This is a genomic window from Pseudacidovorax sp. DMC4, assembly GCF_056314265.1.
Genome location: NZ_JBQUYR010000016.1, coordinates 104,164 through 123,788 on the forward strand (window position 1 = coordinate 104,164; position 19,625 = coordinate 123,788).

Annotated in this window: 17 protein-coding genes; 14 read left to right on the plus strand and 3 right to left on the minus strand. The window is 69.7% G+C overall.

Translation table 11 applies throughout. From position 1 onward, the window contains the following. Positions 1–20: 20 nt before the first annotated feature. The gene (locus ACT54X_RS24830; RefSeq protein WP_476349217.1) at positions 21–722 is read left to right on the plus strand and encodes a prepilin-type N-terminal cleavage/methylation domain-containing protein; all 702 of its coding nucleotides are present in this window, start codon (positions 21–23) and stop codon (positions 720–722) included. Positions 723–781: 59 nt separating this feature from the next. Here ACT54X_RS24830 and ACT54X_RS24835 read toward each other — a convergent pair whose 3' ends face one another. Continuing rightward, positions 782–1,450, minus strand: a complete 669-nt coding sequence (locus tag ACT54X_RS24835) for an enoyl-CoA hydratase/isomerase family protein (protein WP_354319809.1) — start codon at positions 1,448–1,450, stop codon at positions 782–784. 524 nt (positions 1,451–1,974) lie between these two features. On the opposite strand from ACT54X_RS24835, the gene ACT54X_RS24840 reads away from it, so the two are divergent. From ACT54X_RS24840 to ACT54X_RS24850, 3 genes are all read left to right on the plus strand, one after another. Beyond that, a complete protein-coding gene (locus ACT54X_RS24840) occupies positions 1,975–3,903 on the plus strand; it encodes a solute carrier family 23 protein (RefSeq protein WP_476349219.1) in 1,929 nt (642 codons plus the stop codon). A gap of 221 nt (positions 3,904–4,124) precedes the next feature. Then, positions 4,125–4,595: a hypothetical protein gene (locus tag ACT54X_RS24845; RefSeq protein ID WP_476349221.1), complete on the plus strand. Its 471-nt coding sequence runs from the start codon at positions 4,125–4,127 to the stop codon at positions 4,593–4,595. Between the two features lie 39 nt (positions 4,596–4,634). After that, complete coding sequence (locus tag ACT54X_RS24850) at positions 4,635–6,347, plus strand: ion transporter (protein ID WP_476349223.1); 1,713 nt, start codon at positions 4,635–4,637, stop codon at positions 6,345–6,347. A gap of 28 nt (positions 6,348–6,375) precedes the next feature. Here ACT54X_RS24850 and ACT54X_RS24855 read toward each other — a convergent pair whose 3' ends face one another. Together ACT54X_RS24855 and ACT54X_RS24860 are read right to left on the minus strand one after the other, a co-directional pair. Continuing rightward, on the minus strand, positions 6,376–6,765 hold the full coding sequence (locus tag ACT54X_RS24855) for a hypothetical protein (protein WP_294369048.1): 390 nt from the start codon (positions 6,763–6,765) through the stop codon (positions 6,376–6,378). Between the two features lie 304 nt (positions 6,766–7,069). Further along, complete coding sequence (locus tag ACT54X_RS24860; protein ID WP_294369045.1) at positions 7,070–7,804, minus strand: DNA/RNA non-specific endonuclease; 735 nt, start codon at positions 7,802–7,804, stop codon at positions 7,070–7,072. A 695-nt stretch (positions 7,805–8,499) separates the two neighbouring features. Here ACT54X_RS24860 and ACT54X_RS24865 point away from each other — a divergent pair. The 10 genes from ACT54X_RS24865 to ACT54X_RS24910 all read left to right on the plus strand — a co-directional run bounded on the left by ACT54X_RS24865 (position 8,500) and on the right by ACT54X_RS24910 (position 19,623). Beyond that, entirely contained in the window at positions 8,500–8,703 is a 204-nt protein-coding gene (locus ACT54X_RS24865) for a hypothetical protein (protein WP_294369043.1), read from the plus strand. Between the two features lie 333 nt (positions 8,704–9,036). Further along, a complete protein-coding gene (locus tag ACT54X_RS24870) occupies positions 9,037–10,071 on the plus strand; it encodes a LysR family transcriptional regulator (RefSeq protein WP_294369041.1) in 1,035 nt (344 codons plus the stop codon). A gap of 13 nt (positions 10,072–10,084) precedes the next feature. Next, a complete protein-coding gene (locus ACT54X_RS24875; protein ID WP_294369038.1) occupies positions 10,085–11,593 on the plus strand; it encodes a SidA/IucD/PvdA family monooxygenase in 1,509 nt (502 codons plus the stop codon). Continuing rightward, entirely contained in the window at positions 11,590–12,564 is a 975-nt protein-coding gene (locus tag ACT54X_RS24880; RefSeq protein ID WP_294369034.1) for an ABC transporter permease, read from the plus strand. The genes ACT54X_RS24875 and ACT54X_RS24880 overlap by 4 nt, the downstream gene beginning before the upstream one ends. Then, entirely contained in the window at positions 12,561–13,484 is a 924-nt protein-coding gene (locus ACT54X_RS24885) for an ABC transporter permease (protein WP_211322601.1), read from the plus strand. Before ACT54X_RS24880 ends, ACT54X_RS24885 begins: the two co-directional genes overlap by 4 nt. Beyond that, entirely contained in the window at positions 13,481–14,473 is a 993-nt protein-coding gene (locus tag ACT54X_RS24890; RefSeq protein WP_476349228.1) for an ABC transporter ATP-binding protein, read from the plus strand. Before ACT54X_RS24885 ends, ACT54X_RS24890 begins: the two co-directional genes overlap by 4 nt. Further along, positions 14,470–15,513 (plus strand): ABC transporter ATP-binding protein, encoded by a 1,044-nt coding sequence (locus ACT54X_RS24895; RefSeq protein ID WP_476349230.1) that lies wholly within the window; start codon positions 14,470–14,472, stop codon positions 15,511–15,513. Before ACT54X_RS24890 ends, ACT54X_RS24895 begins: the two co-directional genes overlap by 4 nt. Before the next feature lie 39 nt (positions 15,514–15,552). Further along, positions 15,553–17,127, plus strand: coding sequence for an ABC transporter substrate-binding protein (locus ACT54X_RS24900; protein WP_476349232.1), 1,575 nt, complete (start codon positions 15,553–15,555; stop codon positions 17,125–17,127). A 10-nt stretch (positions 17,128–17,137) separates the two neighbouring features. Further along, the gene (locus ACT54X_RS24905) at positions 17,138–18,448 is read left to right on the plus strand and encodes an acyl-CoA thioester hydrolase/BAAT C-terminal domain-containing protein (protein ID WP_476349234.1); all 1,311 of its coding nucleotides are present in this window, start codon (positions 17,138–17,140) and stop codon (positions 18,446–18,448) included. After that, the gene (locus ACT54X_RS24910) at positions 18,445–19,623 is read left to right on the plus strand and encodes a CMD domain-containing protein (protein ID WP_476349235.1); all 1,179 of its coding nucleotides are present in this window, start codon (positions 18,445–18,447) and stop codon (positions 19,621–19,623) included. Before ACT54X_RS24905 ends, ACT54X_RS24910 begins: the two co-directional genes overlap by 4 nt. Positions 19,624–19,625: the final 2 nt, after the last annotated feature.

Below are 19,625 nucleotides of genomic sequence, written 5' to 3' on the forward strand. Positions count from 1 at the left end.
CTTCTGAACAAAGGACGACCATGAGACAGCGACTGCATGACGTGCCCGCGCCGCGTGCGCGAGCCGGTGGATTCACATTGGTCGAGCTCTCGCTGGTGCTGGTGGTGATCTCGATCCTGATCGGCGCCGTGATGGGCGGCATGAACGTGTATCGCCAGGCCCAGGTGCAGCGCATGTACAGCGACTTCGTGCTGGGCTGGCGGGCGGCGTACCTGTCCTTCATCGCCGACAGCTATGGCGTCCAGCCCGGCGACTCCACGACCAGCCCGACCTACGCCATCGGTGGCAGTGTGGGCACGGCGCTGTGCGGCACGCCGCTGATCACGGCCATGCTCCAGCGGGGCATCACCTTGCCGCATGGCCGCGCGGCAGGCATGCCGGACCGCTACGTCTACATCGACAAGAGCGGCAACCCCCATGAACTCCAGGTCTGCCTCATGACGGTGCAGTGGACCTTGCCCGGTACCACGGCCGGCGCCTTCCAGAATGCACCGCGCCATGTGCTGCGCCTGGCGGGGCTGACGCCCTCAACGGCCATCGCGTTCGACGCCATGACGGACGGCCGCATCGATGCGGGCCTGGGCGAGTTCCGTGAGGCGGGCTCGGAGGCGGCGCTGGGCACCGCCTCTACCGATTGGAGCAGGGACGAGAACGCCTCCATGAACAACATCGACGAGGGTCAGTCGGTGGACCTCACGGCCTACCTGCTCGTCGGTCGCTGAGCGGGCAGGCCGTCGTTGCCGGTTGCGGCAGCGACGCGCGGCGTCGCTGCATCGCTTCATCAGCTGAAGGCGGTGGTGTCGAGGGCCTGCTTGATGGACTGGGTGGTGCAGGGTTCGAGCGCGGCGATCTGCCGCGCGAGCGTGCCGACATAGCCTTCGAAGGCATCGGGACGGACCACGCCCTCGAAGACACCCCGTGCCTTCAGCTCTTCCGTGGTGATGGCGCTGCCCGAGAGAAAAGCGCGCTTGGCGCCGTCGATGCCCAGGTGCCGCACCGTCCGGGCATAGAAGGCGTCGCTGTGCAGTGGGCTCATTTCCATGGGCAGGTGGATGGCCGTGCCGCTGGCGGCGACCCGCAGGTCGCAGGCCAGCACCAGATCGAGGGCCGGGCCGTAGACGCTGCCGCTCAGCGCGCACAGGGTGACGGGACGCATCTGTGCCAGTGCGGCCGCGGTCGAGGTGAAGAGCGCGTCGTCGGCGCGTGGATTCGCCTCGGTGATTTCGTAGCCGCCGCAGAACACGGGCCGACCCTGTCCAGCGGTGTTCGCCGTCAGCACCACCACCTTGACCGAGGGATCGGCATCGAGCACGAGGAAGGTGCTGAGCATCCATCGCAGGTCCTCGTCCCGGACCCAGTTGCTGAAGGCCGGCCGGTTGAGGCGGATGGTGGCGACGCCACTGGCGTAGGTGAGAAGAGGAAGGTCGGGTGAGGCGATGTCCACGGTCATGGTGTGAGAGTCCCTGGGTTCGATTGCACGTCCGCTGCCGCCTGCACGGAGGCCGTCACAGCCACTTGGTGGCAAGCAGAAAGCCTGCCCATGTACGAGTGGTGTTGCCAAGCCCTGCCGGGTGCGGGGAAGGCCCTGGGGTGTCAATCGGTGAGAAGAATTCGACGGCGATCGTGCGATGGAATGGTGCGTCGCAGGGTGCGTGAATGGCGCATGGCGGCCTGCCAGCGTGCGGGGCCACCGCGCTGCAAGGCCAATGGAGAGTGACTTCCGCGCGAACTCGGCCGTCTGTGGATGGATCGTCGTGAACTTGTTCGCGGTCTTGGCGATTCAATGTCCACCACCCCGTCCGACGGCATGTCCCTTGCATGCCCGGATGCGACGTTGGAGACCGTTGGCGTCACGGGAACGCACGAACAAAAGCAATCAGGGAGCGTGCATGTCATCGGCAACGGACTCCGCGGCGCGCTGCGCGCGCCTCAGCGCTTCTTTCGTTTCCCTCCACAAGCTCCAAGAGCAAGACCATGCAAACTGCTGTCACACCCCCAACCACGGCGCCGCGCCGGGTTCATCCCGTCGATGAGGTGCTGCCCATTCCCCAACTCGCGGCCTATGGCTTCCAGCATGTGCTGGCCTTCTATGCGGGCGCAGTGCTGGTGCCGATCATCCTGGCCGGCGCGCTGGGCCTGAGCAGCGAGCAGCTGATCCACCTCATCAACGCGGACCTCTTCACCTGTGGCATCGCCTCCATCCTCCAGGCCTGGGGGCTCGGCAAGGTGGGCGTGCGGCTGCCGCTGCTGCAGGGCGTCACCTTCACGGCCGTGAGTCCCATGATCGCCATCGGCCTGGCCGCGGGCGGTGGCGTCACCGGCCTGCTGCAGATCTATGGCGCCGTGCTGGTGGCCGGGTTGTTCACCTTCTTCGCGGCGCCTTACTTCGCGCGGCTGATCCGCTTCTTTCCGCCCATCGTCACGGGCTCGGTGATCCTGATCATCGGCATCGCCCTGCTGCCGGTGGCCGCCAACGACATCGTGGTGGGCAAGGGTCCCAATGCGATCCAGAACCCGGTGTTGCTCAAGAACTGTCTCTATGCCTTCGGCACGCTGGCGTTGATCGTGCTGATCCAGCGCGTGTTCCGCGGCTTCATGGCCACGGTCGCGGTGCTGCTGGGCCTGGTGGTGGGCACGCTGGTGGCCTGGGCGCTGGGCGATGCGCACTTCGACAAGGTGGCCGGCTCGGCCTGGTTCGGCTACACCTCGCCGTTCTACTTCGGCATGCCGACCTTCAGCATCACGGCCATCCTGTCGATGCTGATCGTGATGTGCATCACCATGGTGGAGACGACCGGCGATGTCTACGCCACCGGCGAGATCGTGCGCAAGCGCATCGGCAGCGAGGACATCGCCCGGGCGATCCGTGCCGACGGCGCGGCCACCTTTCTGGGCGGCGTGTTCAATTCCTTTCCCTACACCTGCTTCGCCGAGAACGTGGGCCTGGTGCGGCTCACGCAGGTCAAGAGCCGCTGGGTGGTGGTGGCGGCGGGCTTCATCATGATCGTGCTGGGCTCCCTGCCCAAGGCCGCGGCCATCGTCGAAGGCATTCCGCACCCGGTGCTCGGCGGCGCGGCGCTGGCGATGTTCGCGGCCGTGGCCGTGGTGGGCGTGCAGACGCTGTCGAAGGTGGACTTCAACGACCATCGCAACATCGTGATCCTGGGTACCAGCCTGGGCCTGGGCATGCTGGTGACGGCTCAGCCCTTCGTCACCACGGCATTCCCGAGCTGGGCCGAGATCGTGTTCGGCAGCGGCATCACGCTGGGCGCGCTCACGGCCATCCTGCTGAACATCGTGTTCAACCACCTGGGCGGCAGCGCCCACACCGCCGTGGCCGGCCGGCCCGGAAGCCTGGTGAGCCTCGACCAGGTCAACAGCATGAGCCGCAAGGAGTTCGACGCCACCTTCGGTCCCCTGGTGCAGAACATGGACTGGGTGCTGGCGCGTGCATTCGCCCTGCGGCCTTTCGAGAACACGCATGCGCTGCGTACCGCCTTCCAGAACACCCTGCTGACGGGCACCGTCGACGAGCAGGCGGCGCTGATGAAGGCCTTTCCCGACCTGGGCAGCGACGGCGATGGCGCCAATGCGTACCTGCTCGACCACGAGAAGGCCGGCATGACCGCCACCTCGCAGGAAGACGTGGCGGCCATGGCCCGCGCCTACCGCGCGCAGTTCGGCTTTCCGCTGATCATCAGCGCCCGCGACGCGCATTACGAGCGCATGGTGAGCCAGGGGTGGCAGCGACTGGGCAATGCGCCCGCGGTCGAGCGCGCGGCGGCGCTGGTCGAGATGGCCCGCATCGCCAACTACCGCTTCGACGACCTGGTGGCCGATGCGAATCCCATCGTGGCCGCGCGGCTGCGGGCCTTCGACGCCAGCCCGGCCACGGCCCACTGACGCACGCCTGGGGGCGCGGCCCCATTGATGATCGATGACATCGCCTCGCGCGTAGGCAGGAAAGATGTGCCATGGTCCGTCGACCGACTGGCGCATCCTGTTGCGGACGCCGGGGCTTCTCCATGTATTGCGTGGTGCCCGTGCCAGTCTCTCCATCCTCCCCACCTGCAGAACGCCGCGTCGGCGGCGATGCCATCTTTCTGGTCCTCGCTGCGGCCGCCATGGTTTGCATGGTGGTGGCGGCGCAACGGACCTGGTCCAGCGCCGTGCGCACCGAGCAGAGCCGGGCGCAGGCACGCGCCCTTCACCAATGGATGGTGCAGGCCGTGCACCGTGCCGACGACCCGGTGGCGCAGGCCTGCGCGCTGGCGCCGTCCGGGTCTCGCGAGGTGCCGCACTGGGGCGACTGTGCCCGGGCGCTGGTGGCCGAGGGCGGTCCGCTGGCGGGCGTGCGCAACGCCTTCAGCGGTGCCCCGTTGCAGGTGATCGAGCGATGCCAGCACGGAGCGCACGCCACCTTCGGCCAGATCGTTGTCGGCCGGCGGGTGCCGCCCGCGTCCGACGCCGCAGCCGGCCACGGCACTGCGGCCGGACTGGCGCCGGGTGACGCCCTGACCCATCCCCTGGCGCTGCGGCTGCAGGTCTGCGACAGCGCCGGCTATGCGCTCGACGTGGCGGATCTGGCGCTCTGAGCGTCACTCAACGCGCGACGCCCCGCACGCTCTCCATCCATGTCCGCCATGCCCGCCATGACCGACGAGCCCAAGACGCCCGAGCCGCGTTCCTACCGCCATGCGGGCCGAGGCCCGGTGCCCGCCATCGTGGGCGACCGGGCGCGGCAGGAGGCCTCTGCCCTGAACCCGCGCCAGCGGCTGCGCCGGCTCCTGTGGGCCTGGCTGCTGGACCCGGGCAATGCCAGCAACCATCAGCGCCGCTTCGACCGCGCCATCGCATGGCTCATCGGCGCCAACCTGTTGGTGACCGTGTTCGAAGCGACGGCGGGCGTGCCGGATGCGGCCCGGCGCTGGCTGCACCTGTTCGACGCGATCTCGGTGGCGGTGTTCGCGATCGAGTACGCCCTGCGGCTCTACACGGCGCCGGAGGATCCCGCCTTCGCCGGGGCGGCGCGTCCGCGGCTGGCCTTCATGCGCAACCCCTATGCGGTCCTGGACCTCGTCGCCATCCTGCCCAGCGTGCTGCATGCCGTGGTGCCCATCGACCTGCGTGTCCTGCGGGTCTTCCGGCTCTTGCGCATCCTCAAGCTCTTCCGCTTCCTGGTGCCGGCCGTCCAGGAGTTCCGGCAGTTGAACGCGGGGCGCAGCCTGCGGCAGAAGGCCCACGCCCTGGTGTTTGCCAGCCCCTATGGCGGCCGGTTGCACAGCGCCTTCGATTTCGTCATCGCCGGCTGCGTGCTCGTCTCGGTGGTGGCGGTCATCCTGGAGTCCGTCCAGTGGGTCCATGACCGATTCCACCTCGAACTGGTGGCGGTGGACATCGCGGTGGTGGCGATCTTCACGCTCGAGTTCTGCCTGCGGCTGTATGCCTGCGTCGAGGAGGAGGGCCACGAAGGGCCGCTGCTCGGCCGGCTGCGGCAGGCACGCAGCCCGGGCATGCTGGTCGACCTGCTGGCGATCCTGCCCTTCTTTGCGGAGGCCTTCCTCAACTACGTGCTGGACCTGCGCTTCCTGCGCATCTTCCGGCTGCTGCGCCTGCTGAAGCTGACGCGCTACACCGACGCCACGCGCACGCTGGCCAAGGTGATCGGGCGGGAATGGCCGGTGATGGCGGCGGCGGCCTTCATCATGGTGCTGCTCGTCGTGCTGACGGCGAGCCTGGGCTATGTGTTCGAGCACGACGCGCAGCCCGACAAGTTCGAGAACATTCCGCAGTCCATCTACTGGGCGGTGATCACGCTGGCGTCGGTGGGCTACGGCGACATCACGCCGGTCACGCCAGCGGGCCGTGCCGTGACCATCGTGCTGGCCCTGATCGGCATCGGCATCTTCGCGATCCCGGCGGCGCTGCTGTCGTCGGCCTTCTCCGACCAGCTGCACAAGGAGCGCGATGCCCTGCGCCAGGAACTCTTCGAGATGCTGGGCGACGGCGTGCTTTCGGAGGAGGAGGCGGAAATCCTCAACCGCGAGGCCAAGCGGCTGCACCTGTCGGCCGAAGACGTGGAGGTGCTGATGCAGGAGGCCCGGCGCGCCCGGGAGATGGCCGCCGACCTGTCCAAGCTGCCGCTGCACATCATCGCGGCCGACCCGGCGCATGCGATCGAGCATTTCAAGTCGCTCGTGTGCGACATCCGAAAGCTCGGCCTCATGGCCGACCACGCGCGGTTCGCCGCCCTGGCACGGGCCGATGGCCGGCTCACCGAGGCCGAATGGCGGGCCTGGGCGTGCATCTGCGGCACGCCCGCCGACGGCGGCGGCCCGGCCGCGTAGCCGGCCGGACCACGGCCCGCTCAGGCTCTCAGGCCAGCAGCCCCCGCAGGTAGTCCTTCTCCATGTCCGACAGGCGGGACAGGAGGAAGGGATAGTTGTCCTGGAAGGCGGTGACGAAGAAGTGGGCGTAGTCGGCAAAGCCCGCGTCGTGCACGATCAGCAGCGCGGCCGCTTCGTCGATGCCCAGATCGCTGCGCGTCGCGCCCTCCATGACCGCCGCAACGCCCAGGACGCTGAACAGGTACTGCCGGAGTCGGGCCGGAAGCGGGACCGCCCTGGCGCGTGCATCGTCCAGTGCAATCTGGCCGACCCCCGAGCCCGCGAAGTCGAGCGCCCGGCCGATCGCGGCCTGGAAGCCCTCGAGGTAGTTCGTCGTGGGGGAGAGAAGGCGCCTGACGGCATCGCTGACAAAAAGCATGGGTGCTCCTGGAAGGTGTGGGCGCCCGGCCCCGCCGCGGCAGCTGCCGCCCGTCCCACGGAGCCTGGACTGCACGCCGACCAAGCAGGACACATGCGCGTTGACGCCTGCTTCTTCTGAGGCATCACGGCGCCAATGGCGATACGGATGTCGATGGACGGCACCGCGTTGGTGAGCACCGCGAGGCATTTCGGTGCCGGGCCGGCTCCCGCGCGGTGGCGGCCTTCGCAGGGATGCTCTTCACGAATGCGCGCGCCGTGGGCATCGCAGCGCCCACTTGCCGCTCGATTCGTGAAGAGCATCCCTAGCGGACCTTCACGCCCGGCAGCAGGTCCAGGTTGAGCCACTGCTGGAAGGCGGCATAGCTCAGCGGCTTGTTGACCTTGGCATCGGGCCGGTTCTGCTGCCAATGCGCCCAGGCCCGGCCGGTGGCTGGGTCGTAGACCAGCTTGAACAGGTGCGAGGGCACGCGCACACCATTGCGGCCGATGGCCCGCTGGTCCGCGAACACGGGGCCCGTGATCACATGCACGTCCCCCTGCGCACGCATGACGTACTTGCGCGTGTCTTCTTCCACGCGGGCCCAGGGGCCGCTGTTCTGGCGCGGGTCCTGCGGGACCATGTTGGCCAGGCTGAAGGACTGCGCCATCGCCTGGTCCGTGGGCATGTCCGCGGCGGGTGCCATGTGGCCGCGTGCGAAGCCGGAACCTCGGTAGTCGTCCAGGTCGGCGCGCTCGCCCGAGGGCAGGCGGGCATCTGCGAAGAAGCGGTCGTGGCGCTGCACCGTCTTCGCCTTCATCAGGATCTCCCGGTTCAGCCGCTCGGCCACGTAGACCGGCGTGCGCGTCTCCCCGGAATGAAGGACGGCGAAGTTGTCGAAGCACAGGGCGCGAAGGCGTCCGCCGATGGCCACGGCAGGCGCCCGGCCACCGGCGAAGAACTGGGGGCAGCGGCCGAAATCCTGGTTGAGCGCCGCGGTGGCGGGTGCCGGCCGTGCGGCGGCAGCCGAGGCGCGGGCGCCGCGCGCGTGGGGCTCCAAGGGCCCGCAGCCGAGGAGCAGCACGGCCGCGGCCAGGGTGACGACAGTTTGTGAAAAGGTTGTGAGGACTTGGAAACGTTTGTTCAGATTCGCCATGAAGGCGGCGAGTCTACTGAGCGGCCCCCACCGGCTGCAGTGCCCTGATGTCAGCGCCGGGCGCGTGCGTGTCGATGGGGAAGGACCAGTCGACTCGGCTGCGCTTGGCTGGCACCCCCTCAAGTCTTCAGGACGCTAAGTAGTAACCCTATCGCATCAAACCGCCGCGGCGCCAAGCCAGCCAGTGCCGGCTTGGACGTGCCCGAAGCGCAACCGCCTCTGGCCGCCGCCCGGAGCCGCGAAGCGGCATGGGGGTTGTTTTCACTTCACTGCATCAGCATGGCCGCAACGGCCAACGTGGCCGCCACGAGCCAAAGAGCCAGAACGGTGGCCCGCAGCGAGGCCTTGTGGGCGAAGTCTTCCTTGCGTGCCATGGCCGCCACGTTAGTGGTTGTCACTGACTGTGTACTGAGCGGCACCGCCCTCGTCGCGCCGGGGGCCAACGCGGCGGGCTTCGTTGCGCTTCTGTGCAAAAGCGCACGACTCAGCGTTTTTTCCTATGCCCTTCATAGGGCGTTTTCAAGGGGGTCGGGTCAACGTCAGTTGCGGACCGTACGTTTCGAGGTGTAACGTTTTGACGTAATTTTTCAGGTGCTGCCATGTGGGTTTTCATCGTTGTCTCGCTCATCGCCGTGGAAGTGGCGTGCGGCCTCTTCTTCTTCAGCCTGATCTGGGCCAGCCATCAGGCGGCGGAATGGGAGGAACGCGATCTGAACGGGGCGATGCCCGGCGCCGCCGCCTTCGCGTCCTCCGTCTTCGGCATCCTGGCGCCGGGCGCCGCGGATCGCGCCCGGCACGGCTGATCGGCCGTGCGGCCGAGGCCTCCAGCGGGCGGCCTTGCCGCCTGGGAGCGGCTGCCGCTTCCCAGGACCGGCTGGCGCTGGCCTCGATCCCCGGGGGGCGCCAGGCCCACTTCAATCAATGGACAGGCTCAACAACGTCGCCCCAGCCCTGGGGCTTTTTTTCGCCCCGGCGTCGGCTGGAACAGGAGCCCGTCCCTGCTTCATCCGGGAAAGCCCGCGCCCACGCGAGCTTCCAGCGGTCCCATCCCGGCCGCCGCGGCGGCCCCTGAATAAGCTTTCTCGATAAAAGTATTTGAAGCTTGCATGCTTCATGCTTGATCATCCGAAAATCGGATGATCAAGAACCTCGATATTCGTCAGCTCGAAGCCTTCGCCGCCGTGATGTCCTCCGGGAGCATTACGGGCGCGGCGCGGCTGCTCGACCGCTCCCAGCCGGCTGTCACCCGCCTGATCCATGACTTGGAGGCGGCGTCGGGCTATGCGCTGTTCACCCGCCACGGCCCCCGCGTGGCGCCGACGGCGGAGGGCTTCCAGCTGTTCGAGGAAGTGCAGCAATTGCTGGGCGACTGGCGCCGGCTGCAGCAGCGGGTGGACGAGATCGGCCGTGGCGGCGCCCAGCCGCTGGTGCTGGCGGCCACGTCGGCTGCGGCGCTGGGCCTCGTGCCGGCGGCCCTGCAGGCCCTGGAAGCGGGCGAGGGCACCGGCGCGGTGCGCCTGGTCAGCGGCTCGCCGGAGCGGGTGATGGAGTCGGTGCTGGCCGGTGCCGTCCAGTTGGGCGTTTCCAGCCTGCCGCTGGAGCACCGCGGCCTGCAGGTGCTGTGGATCGGCGAGGCGCCCTGCGTGGCCGTGCTGCCCGATGGCGATCCGCTGGCTGCGCACGACGTCGTGCCGGCCGCCGCGCTCGCCGGGCGCCGGCTGGTCACCCTGAGCAACCCTTTCCGCTTGCGCCACCGCATCGACGCGCTGCTGGGCCGTGCCGCCACCGACGCCGACGCAGCCGGCGAAAGCGCATCGGCAGGCGAGGGCGGCGCGCGCGGCGCGGACGTCATCGACACCAATTCCTCCGTCAACGCCCAGGCCCTGGTGCGCGCGGGGCTGGGCATCGCCCTGCTGGACCCGCTCACGGTGCATGGCGTGCCCATGGCCGGTGTGCAGCTGCGTCCGCTGGACGTGCACATCCCCTTCTTCTTCGGCGCCGTGGTGCCGCAGGGCCGGCCCATCACCCGCCGGGTGCAGGCCCTGGCCGATGCGCTGCAACAGGCGGCGACGCGGCTTCCCGGTTTCGTCGCCCATCCACCCGAGGCCCATGCCCGGCTGCTGCAGGCCGCGCAGGGGGCCGAGCCGACTTCTTCTTCCCCCCGTTCCTGACCGAAAGCGCCCCATGAGTTCGCCCGCTCCCGAAGCCTTCACGCCCCCGGCCGGCCTGCCCCAACTGGAGCAGCGGCTGCGCCAGGACCTCCTCTGGCTCGGTCTGCCGCCCAAGCACTGGGTGCCGCCCAGCGCGCGCGACGGCCAGCCGGTGATCGACGTGGCCGTCATCGGCGGCGGGATGGCGGGGCTCACGCTGTCGGCCTCGCTCAAGCACCTGGGCGTGCAGGCGGTGGTGTTCGACCAGGCGCCGGCCGGCTTCGAGGGGCCCTGGGCCACCACGGCGCGCATGGAGACGCTGCGCTCGCCCAAGGAGCTGACCGGCCCGGCGCTCGGCCTGCCAGCGCTGACCTTCCGCGCCTGGTTCGAATCGCAGTTCGGGCTGGACGCCTGGCGGGCGCTCGACAAGATCCCGCGCCTGCAATGGATGGACTACCTGCGCTGGTACCGCCAGGTGCTGCGCCTGGACGTGCGCAACCACCAGCGCGTGGCGGCGGTGCGTCCGCGCGCCGATGGCGTGGTGCAGCTGGAACTGGTCGACGAAGGCGAGGGCGATCGCGCCCACACCGTGCTGGCGCGCCACGTGGTCATCGCCACCGGCCGCGACGGCCTGGGCGGCCCGTGGGTGCCGGACTGGGCCCATGCCCTGCCACGCGAACGCTGGGTGCATTCCTCGCACGCCTGGGACGGCGCCATGCTGCGCGGCAAGCGCGTGGCCGTGATCGGCGGCGGCGCCTCGGCCATGGACGCCGCGGCCACGGCGCTGGAGAACGGCGCCACCCGCGTCGACCTGCTGATCCGCCGCCGAGAGCTGCCGCGCATCAACAAGGGCAAGGGCTCCGGCAGCCCCGGCATGTCGCACGGCTACTGGATGCTGCCGGACGAATGGAAGTGGCGCTTCCGCCATTACCTCAACGTGCAGCAGGTGCCGCCGCCGCAGGGCAGCACGCTGCGCGTGTCGCGCCATGCCCAGGCGCATTTCCACCTGGGGGCGGGGGCGACCGGTGCTTCGGTGCGGCCCGACGGCGTGATCCGTGTCGAGACGGCCAAGGGGCCCTTGGCGGCGGACTTCGTCATCTTCTGCACCGGCTTTCGCATCGATTGGACCCAGCGGCCCGAGTTCGCCGGGCTGCAGCCGCATGTGCGGCTGTGGCGCGACCGCTTCGCCGCGCCCGAGGGCCAGGACGACGAGGAGCTGTCCGAGTCGCCCGACCTGGGCCCGCTGTTCGAGTTCCAGCCGCGCGAGCCCGGCCGCTGTCCGGGCCTGGAGCGCATTCATTGCTACAACTACGCCGCGGCCCTGTCGCAGGGCGCCGGTGCGGGCGACATCCCGCAGATCACCGACGGCTCGCAGCGCCTGGCCCGTGGCCTGGCCGGCCAGCTGATGGTGGAGGACGCCGACGCGCATTTCGCCGCCATGCAGCGCTATGCGGAGCCCGAGCTCGAAGGCCACGAATGGACCGAGGCGTCGTTTCCCGCCTATGAGGAAGCGGCCGCTGTGCGCGAAGGGGCCGCCCCATGACCGGCTGGCTGCTGCGCCGGCTCGGCCAGGCGCTGCTGGTGGTGTGGGCGATGACGCTGATCGTCTTCGTCGGCTTGCATGCCATCGGCAACCCGGTGGACATCCTGATCGGCGACGACATGAACCAGGCCGAACGGGCCGCCGCGATCGCCCGCCTGGGCCTGGACCAGCCGTTGTGGCGCCAGTACCTGTCCTTCCTCGAAGGCGCAGTGCAGGGCCAGCTGGGCAAGAGCTTCGTCTACCACGACGAGGCCATCCGCATCATCCTGGACCGTCTGCCGGCCACGATGGAGCTGGCCGTGGCCGCACTGCTGCTGGCGGTGCTCATCGGGGTGCCGCTGGGGCTGTTCGCGGGCATGAAGCCGGAGCATCCGGCCTCGCGCGCCATCATGGCCACCAGCATCGTCGGCTTCTCGCTGCCGGCCTTCTGGGTGGCGCTGATGCTGATCATGGTGTTCAGCGTGCAGTTGGGCTGGCTGCCGGCCGGCGGGCGCGGCGAGACGCGCAGCCTGTTCGGCATCGAATGGTCCTGGCTCACGCTCGACGGGCTGCAGCACCTGCTGCTGCCGGCCTTCAACCTGGCGCTGTTCAAGATCTCGCTGGTGCTGCGGCTCACGCGCGCTGGTGTGCGCGAGGTGCTGCCGCAGGACTTCGTGAAGTTCGCGCGGGCCAAGGGCCTGTCGCCGGTGCGGGTGGTGGGCGTGCACGTGCTGCGCAACACGCTGATCCCGCTGGTCACGGTGCTGGGCCTGGAGCTGGGCTCGACCATCGCCTATGCGGTGGTCACCGAGACCATCTTCGCCTGGCCCGGTGCCGGCAAGCTGATCCTGGACAGCATCAACTCGCTGGACCGACCGGTGGTGGTCGCCTACCTGATGGTGGTGGTCGTGATCTTCGTGACGCTGAACCTGGTGGTGGACGTGCTCTACCGCCTGCTCGATCCGCGCGTGCGGCTGGAGGGCGCCAAGTGAGCGCGTTGCCGACCTCTTCTTCGTCCACCGCCGCACCGAAACCCGAGCGCGGGTTCTGGTGGCGCGTGGGCAGCGACTTCCTGCAGTCGCGCGTCGCCGTCGCCGGACTGCTGATGCTGGCGGTGGTCGTGGTGGTGGCCCTGGCCGCGCCATGGATCACGCCGCAGAACCCCTACGACCTGCTGCAGCTGGACGTGCTCGATGCGCGCCTGCCGCCGGGCTCGCCGCGTGGCGAGGGCGGCTACACCTACTGGCTGGGCACCGATGGCCAGGGCCGCGACCTGTACTCGGCCATCGTCTACGGCCTGCGCATCAGCCTGGGCGTGGGCGTGGGCTCGGCCCTCATCGCCGCGGTGCTGGGCACGCTGGTCGGCCTGCTGGCGGCCTATGCCGGCGGCCGGGTCGACGCGCTGCTGATGCGGCTGGTGGACCTGCTGCTGTCCTTCCCGACCATCCTGATGGCGCTGATGATCCTCGCCTATCTGGGCAAGGGCATCACCAACGTCGTGCTCACGCTGGTGCTGCTCGAATGGGCCTACTACGCGCGCACCGCCCGCGGGCAGGCGCTGGTGGAGACGCGGCGCGAGTATGTCGATGCCGCACGCGGCCAGGGCATTCCGCCGTGGCGCATCCTGGTCGGCCATGTGCTGCCCAACTGCCTGCCGCCGCTGCTGGTGATCGGCGCGCTGCAGGTGGCGCGGGCCATCACGCTGGAGGCCACGCTGTCCTTCCTGGGGCTGGGTGTGCCGATCACCGAGCCCTCGCTGGGCCTCTTGATCTCCAACGGCTACCAGTACCTGCTGTCCAACGAATACTGGATCAGCCTGTTCCCCGGCCTGGCCCTGCTGGCCACCATCGTCGCGATCAATCTGGTGGGCGACCAGTTGCGCGACGTACTGAACCCGAGGTTGCAGAAGTGAGCGGCGATACCACTCCCGTGCTGGAACTGCGCGATTTGCGCACCCGCTTCCACACCCGCGACGGCGTGCTGCCGGTGGTCGACGGCGTCTCCTTCTCGCTGGGCCGCGGCCAGGTGCTGGGCCTGGTCGGCGAGTCGGGCTCCGGCAAGTCGGTGACCGGCTTTTCGGTCATGGGCCTGGTCGATCCGCCCGGGCGCATCGAAGGCGGCGAGGTGCTGTTCCAGGGGCAGGATCTGCGCACGCTGCCGCCCAAGGCCTTGCGGCAGTTGCGTGGCGACCGCATCGCCATGATCTTCCAGGACCCGATGGCCACGCTGAATCCGGTGTTGCGCATCGACGTGCAGATGGTCGAGGCGGTGCGTGCCCACCGCGACGTGGACACCGCCACCGCCCGCCGCCATGCGGCCGAGACGCTGGCGCTGATGGGCATTCCCAGCCCCGAGGAACGGCTGCGCGCCTATCCGCACCAGCTCTCGGGCGGCATGCGCCAGCGAGTGGCCATCGCCATCGCGCTGCTGCACAAGCCGGCGCTGATCATCGCGGACGAGCCCACCACGGCGCTGGACGTGACCATCCAGGCGCAGATCCTGTCGGAGATGCAGAAGCTGGTGAAGGACAGCGGCACCGCCATGATCTGGATCAGCCACGACCTGTCGGTGGTGGCGGGCCTGGCCGATGCCATCGCCGTGATGTATGCGGGGCGCATCGTCGAGATCGGCGCGGTAGACGACGTGCTCGACCGGCCGCAGCATCCGTACACGCAGGGCTTGATCGGCAGCCTGCCCAGCGCCAACCGGCGCGGGGCGCGGCTGAAGCAGATTCCGGGCATGGCGCCGCACCTGGCGCGGCTGCCCGCCGGCTGCGCCTTCGCGCCGCGCTGCCCGCGCGCCACGGCGGAGTGCCAGGCCGCGGTGCCTGAACTGGTGGCGCCGCGGGTGGACGTGCCGAAGCACCAGGCACGGTGCATCCATCCGGGAGCTGCCGAATGAGCGCCGCGCTTTCTTCTTCCGTCGACAGGGAGCCCTCGGCCACCGGCACGCCGCTGGTCGACCTGCGCGCCATCTCCAAGCGCTTCGGCGAACGCCAGGAAGGCTGGCTGGACCGCCGCCTGCGCGCCCTCGGTCTGGGCGAGGCGCCCGCCATCACCCATGCCGTGGACCATGTCGACCTGCAGGTGCAACCCGGCGAGGTGGTCGGCCTGGTGGGCGAATCGGGCTGTGGCAAGTCCACGCTGGGCCGCATCGCCGCCGGCCTGCTGGCGCCCAGCGAGGGTGAGGTGCTCGTCGATGGTCAGGACATCGCGCACATGAACGACCGCGCCCGCCTGGCCGCGCGGCTGAAGGTGCAGATGGTGTTCCAGGATCCCTTCGGCAGCCTCAACCCGCGCCTGCGCGTGGCCCGCATCGTGGGCGAGGCGGCGCGGCTGCACGGCCTGACCGATGCGGCCGGCGAGGACGACTATGTCTGCGCCCAGCTCGAACGCGCCGGGCTCGACCCCTCGCTGCGCCACCGCTACCCGCACCAGTTCAGCGGCGGCCAGCGCCAGCGCATCGGCATCGCCCGCGCGCTGGCGGTGCGGCCGCGCATGTTGGTCTGCGACGAGGCCGTGGCCGCGCTGGACGTGTCGATCCAGGCGCAGATCCTCAACCTGTTCATGGACCTGCGCGAGCAGCTGGGCCTGGCCTACCTGTTCATCAGCCACGACCTGGGCGTGATCGAGCACCTGTGCGACCGCGTGGTCGTGATGTACCTCGGCCGCGTGGTCGAGTCGGCGCCGGTGGACGAGCTCTTCGCCAATCCGCGCCATCCCTACACCCGCGCGCTGCTGCAGGAGATTCCGCGCATCGACGCCCGGCGCGCGCAGTTCGCGCCCATCCGCGGCGAGATCCCCAGCCCGCTGGCGCCGCCGAGCGGCTGCCACTTCCATCCGCGCTGTCCACACGCCATGGACCGCTGTCGCACCGAGGTGCCGCAATTGCGCGGCATCGCCATCCGCCACCAGAGCGCATGCCATCTGGACGCGCTCTGACCCACCGCATTCCCGCTGTTCCCTGACGAAAGGATCGCCATGACTCACCATTCCCTGCGCACCGCGGCCGTCGCGGCCGCCGCCCTGATCGCCGCGGCCGGCGCCGCGGCACAGAACCTCGCCATCGGCTTCGCAGACCCGGTCTCCTCGGTGGACCCGCAGCTCAACAACCATGCGGGCGACCGCTCGCTGGCGCTGCATTTCTTGGACTCGCTGGTCACCTCGCGCGACGGCGGCAAGCTGGATCCGGGCCTGGCCTCCAGCTGGAAGTCGCTGGACGACAAGACCTGGGAGTTCAAGATCAACACCGCCATCAAGTGGCAGGACGGCACGCCGGTGTCGGCCGATGACATCGTGTTCTCCTTCCAGCGCGCGCGCAGCGTGCCGGGCTCGGTGGCCTCGTACTCGGGCGCGCTGCGCTCGGTGGAATCGGCCACCGCCAAGGACCCGGGCACGCTGATCGTCAAGACCAGTACGCCCAACCCCATGCTGCCGCTGGAGATTGCCTCCATCTACGTGGTGAGCAAGCATGTGGGCGAGAAGGCCCGCACCGAGGACTACAACAGCGGCAAGGCGGTGGTGGGCACCGGCCCCTACAAGTTCATCTCGTACACGCCGGGCGACCGCACGGTGTTCGAGCGCAACCCCACGTACTGGGGGCCCAAGCCGCAGTGGGAGAAGGTGACTTACCGCTTCATCAACAACGGCGCGGCCCGCACCGCGGCGCTGCTGGCCGGCGACGTGGACGTGATCGACAAGGTGGCCGTCACCGACGTCGAGAAGCTGCGCAAGGACCCGAAGGTCAGCGTCTACACCTACCCGGGCCTGCGCGTGCTGCTGCTGCAGCCCACGCTGCGCGAAGGCCCCAACGAGTTCATCACCGACAACGCCGGCAAGGTGCTCGACAAGAACCCGCTGACCGACCTGCGCGTGCGCCAGGCGCTGTCGCTGGGCATCAACCGCAAGGCCATCGTGGACCGCGTGCTGCAGGGCACCGTGACCGAAGCCAACCAGTGGATGCCCAAGAACAGCTTCGGCTACAACCCCGAGGTCAAGGACATTCCCTACAACGCCGAGCAGGCGAAGAAGCTGCTGGCCGAGGCCGGCTATCCGCAGGGCTTCCAGATCGCCATCCACGTGCCCGGTGACCGCTACCCGCAGGCGCCCGAGACGGTGCAGGCCGTGGCGCAGTTCTGGTCGCGCATCGGCGTCAAGACCAAGGTGGAGGTGGTGCCCTGGTCGGTGTATTCGGGCCGCGCTTCCAAGAACGAGTACGCCGTCAGCGTGATCGCCTGGGGCAACGGCACCGGCGAGGCCGGCTACGGCCTGCTGCAGACCCTGGCCAGCTACGACCCCAAGCGCGGTCGCGGCATCAACAACTGGGGCCGCTACAGCAACGAGAACGTGGACAGGGCGCTGGACGCCGCCACCGTCGAGTTCGATGCGCGCCGGCGCGAGGCCATCTTCCGCCACGCCGCCAAGCTGGTGACGGACGACGTGGGCCACATCCCGCTCTTCCACTACCAGAACATCTGGGCCGCGAAGAAGGGCCTGAAAGTGGTGCCGCTACTCAGCGATCGCACGACGGCCATGCAGGTCTCCAGGACCAACTGAGGCGGCGCCGATGCTGCAAGTCACGCCCGCCGATGCGCTGATCGATGTGCCGCGGCGCATCGCGGCCGAACGATTGGCGCCCGGCGAGCGGGTGCGCATCGAGAGCCGCACCGTGCGCGGCCCGGGCATCGCCTGGACGGCGCAGGTCGAGCTGATCGCCGATGCCGACGGCACCGTGGACCTGGGCCGCGATGCGCCGCTGGCCGGCGGCAGCTACGAGGGCGTCTCGCCCATGGGTATGGTCTGGGCCCAGGTGCCCGAGCGGCCCGGCGCGCCGCGCGAGGTCTTCGCCGCCGAGCCTGCCGCGCCGCTCACGACCGAGCTGGTGCTCACGCGCGCGGATGGCAGCCGCTGGCAGGCCACCTTCGTGCAGCGGCTGATGGGGGAGGGCGTGACGCGCCGCGAGGTGCGTGACGACGGCCTGTCGGCCACGCTCTTCATGCCATCCGGCCCGGGCCCGCATCCGGCGGTGATGGTGCTCAACGGCAGCGGTGGCGGCATCAACGAGCCGCGGGCGGCGCTGTACGCGTCGCACGGCTATGCAGCCCTGGCCGTGGGCTACTTCAAGTCGCCCGGCCGGCCGGACCACATCTCCGACACGCACCTGGAGTACTTCGAGACGGCCCTGCAGTGGATCCATGCGCAGCTCAAGCCGGCGGGCGGCTTCGTCGCCCTGTCGGGCCAGTCGCGCGGCGGCGAGCTGGTGCTGCTGCTCGCCACGCTGATGCCCGAGCTGGTCTCGGCCGTGATCGGCTACGTACCCGGTGCCGTGGTGCACAGCGCGCAGAACGCCTGCAACCCGGCCAACGGGCCCGACAGCCGCAACGGCCCGGCCTGGTGGTGGCGCGGCCAGCCGCTGCCGCACCTGTGGCAGGACAACCGCACCGCCACCTGGGCGCCCTGGGACGAAGGCCCCGAGCCGCGCCGCCATGCCAACGCCTTGCTCACCGCGCTGCAGGATGCCGAGGCCGTGGAGCGCGCCCGCATCCGTGTCGAGCGCATCCGCGGACCGGTGATGCTGCTGTCGGCCACCGACGACGGCTCCTGGCCCTCCAGCCTGTACGGCCGCATGGTGGTCGAGCGCCTGGCGGCGCATCAACATCCATGGCCGGTGGAGCATCTCGACTTCGAGGGCGCCGGCCATTCCATCGTCTTCCCCTTCGTGCCGACCACGCAGCTGGCCTATGCCCATCCGGTGTCGGGACGGCTCAGCACCAGCGGCGGCACGCCCGCCGCCAATGCGCATGCCGACGAGGCCTCCTGGGCCGGCGTGCGCGACTTCCTCCACCAAGCCGCTTCGGCGGCCAAGGCCAAGCCATGACTTCTGCCGTTTCCGCCCCCGTCGTCCCCGACCTGATCGACTCGCTGGTGCCGCTGGCCGATGGCGCGCCGCTGCATGCCGTGCGCCATCAGCGCGACAAGGTGGTCACGGCCACGCAGGGCAGCCATGCGCGGCTCTTCGATCCCGCGCTGCCCGGCCTGAGCCTGGCCGACCGCCTGCTGGCCGCGTACGAGATCGCCCGCCGCGCCGGCGTGACGGTGCTGGCCGACCATTACCGCACGCAGTTGCTGGCGCTGGGCACGCCCACCGCCGCCCAGCAGGCCGCGCTGGATGGTCAGGTCGTGCCGGCGGATGACGCCCGCCTGGCCGAGATCCTGCGCTTCAGCATTGCCCTGGCCGACAAGCCCGTGGAAGGCGACCAGGTCGCGCTGCTGCGCCTGCCCGCCGCCGGCATCGACACGCCGGCCGTCGTGGCGCTCGCCCAGCTCATCGCCTACGTTTCGTACCAGGTGCGCGTGCTGGCCGGCCTGCAGGCCCTGGCTGCCGCCGGCGATGCGCAGGCCGCGGCGCCCACGGCGCAGGAGGACGCGGCGCCCTTCGTGCACCCGGCCAATCTGCCCAAGCCGGGCGAGCCGGTGCGCATCAACGGCTTCACCAGCGAGACGCTGGGCTGGAAGGCCTGGCTGCCGGTGCTGGACCTGGCCCAAGCCACGCCCGAGCAGACGGCCGTGCTGGAAAGCAGCCATCCCAAGGCCAAGACCAGCGACTACTACCTGCTGCTGGTGCAGCAGCCGGCCATCCTTCAGGAGCGCTCCACCGTCTTCAACGCCATCATGTATGCGCCGGGCGGCCTCTCGCGCGCCGAGCGTGAGCTGGCCAGTGCCGTCGTCTCGCGCATCAACGGCTGCGTGTACTGCGCCTCGGTGCATGCCCAGCGCTTCGAGCAACTGGCCAAGCGCAACGACGTGATCGCCCAGGTCTTCCACGAGCCGCAGGGCGCGGGCACCAATGCACGCGAGCAGGCCATCGTGCAGGCCTCGATCACGCTGACGGCGACGCCGGCCGGCTTCGGCGCCGACGACATCGCGCCGCTGCGCGCCGCGGGCCTGTCGGACCTGGAGATCCTGGACCTGGTCCACGCCATCGCCATCTTCGCCTGGGCCAACCGGCTGATGCTCAACCTGGGCGAGCCGGTGTACGGCGGCGAGGGCTGAGG

What these genes read in the sequence shown, in the direction of transcription:
- ACT54X_RS24830 (WP_476349217.1), top strand. Translation starts at nt 21, where the DNA reads ATGAGACAGCGACTGCATGACGTGCCCGCGCCGCGTGCGCGAGCCGGT.
- ACT54X_RS24835 (WP_354319809.1), bottom strand. Translation starts at nt 1,450, where the DNA reads ATGACCGTGGACATCGCCTCACCCGACCTTCCTCTTCTCACCTACGCC.
- ACT54X_RS24840 (WP_476349219.1), top strand. Translation starts at nt 1,975, where the DNA reads ATGCAAACTGCTGTCACACCCCCAACCACGGCGCCGCGCCGGGTTCAT.
- ACT54X_RS24845 (WP_476349221.1), top strand. Translation starts at nt 4,125, where the DNA reads ATGGTTTGCATGGTGGTGGCGGCGCAACGGACCTGGTCCAGCGCCGTG.
- ACT54X_RS24850 (WP_476349223.1), top strand. Translation starts at nt 4,635, where the DNA reads ATGTCCGCCATGCCCGCCATGACCGACGAGCCCAAGACGCCCGAGCCG.
- ACT54X_RS24855 (WP_294369048.1), bottom strand. Translation starts at nt 6,765, where the DNA reads ATGCTTTTTGTCAGCGATGCCGTCAGGCGCCTTCTCTCCCCCACGACG.
- ACT54X_RS24865 (WP_294369043.1), top strand. Translation starts at nt 8,500, where the DNA reads ATGTGGGTTTTCATCGTTGTCTCGCTCATCGCCGTGGAAGTGGCGTGC.
- ACT54X_RS24870 (WP_294369041.1), top strand. Translation starts at nt 9,037, where the DNA reads ATGATCAAGAACCTCGATATTCGTCAGCTCGAAGCCTTCGCCGCCGTG.
- ACT54X_RS24875 (WP_294369038.1), top strand. Translation starts at nt 10,085, where the DNA reads ATGAGTTCGCCCGCTCCCGAAGCCTTCACGCCCCCGGCCGGCCTGCCC.
- ACT54X_RS24880 (WP_294369034.1), top strand. Translation starts at nt 11,590, where the DNA reads ATGACCGGCTGGCTGCTGCGCCGGCTCGGCCAGGCGCTGCTGGTGGTG.
- ACT54X_RS24895 (WP_476349230.1), top strand. Translation starts at nt 14,470, where the DNA reads ATGAGCGCCGCGCTTTCTTCTTCCGTCGACAGGGAGCCCTCGGCCACC.
- ACT54X_RS24900 (WP_476349232.1), top strand. Translation starts at nt 15,553, where the DNA reads ATGACTCACCATTCCCTGCGCACCGCGGCCGTCGCGGCCGCCGCCCTG.
- ACT54X_RS24905 (WP_476349234.1), top strand. Translation starts at nt 17,138, where the DNA reads ATGCTGCAAGTCACGCCCGCCGATGCGCTGATCGATGTGCCGCGGCGC.
- ACT54X_RS24910 (WP_476349235.1), top strand. Translation starts at nt 18,445, where the DNA reads ATGACTTCTGCCGTTTCCGCCCCCGTCGTCCCCGACCTGATCGACTCG.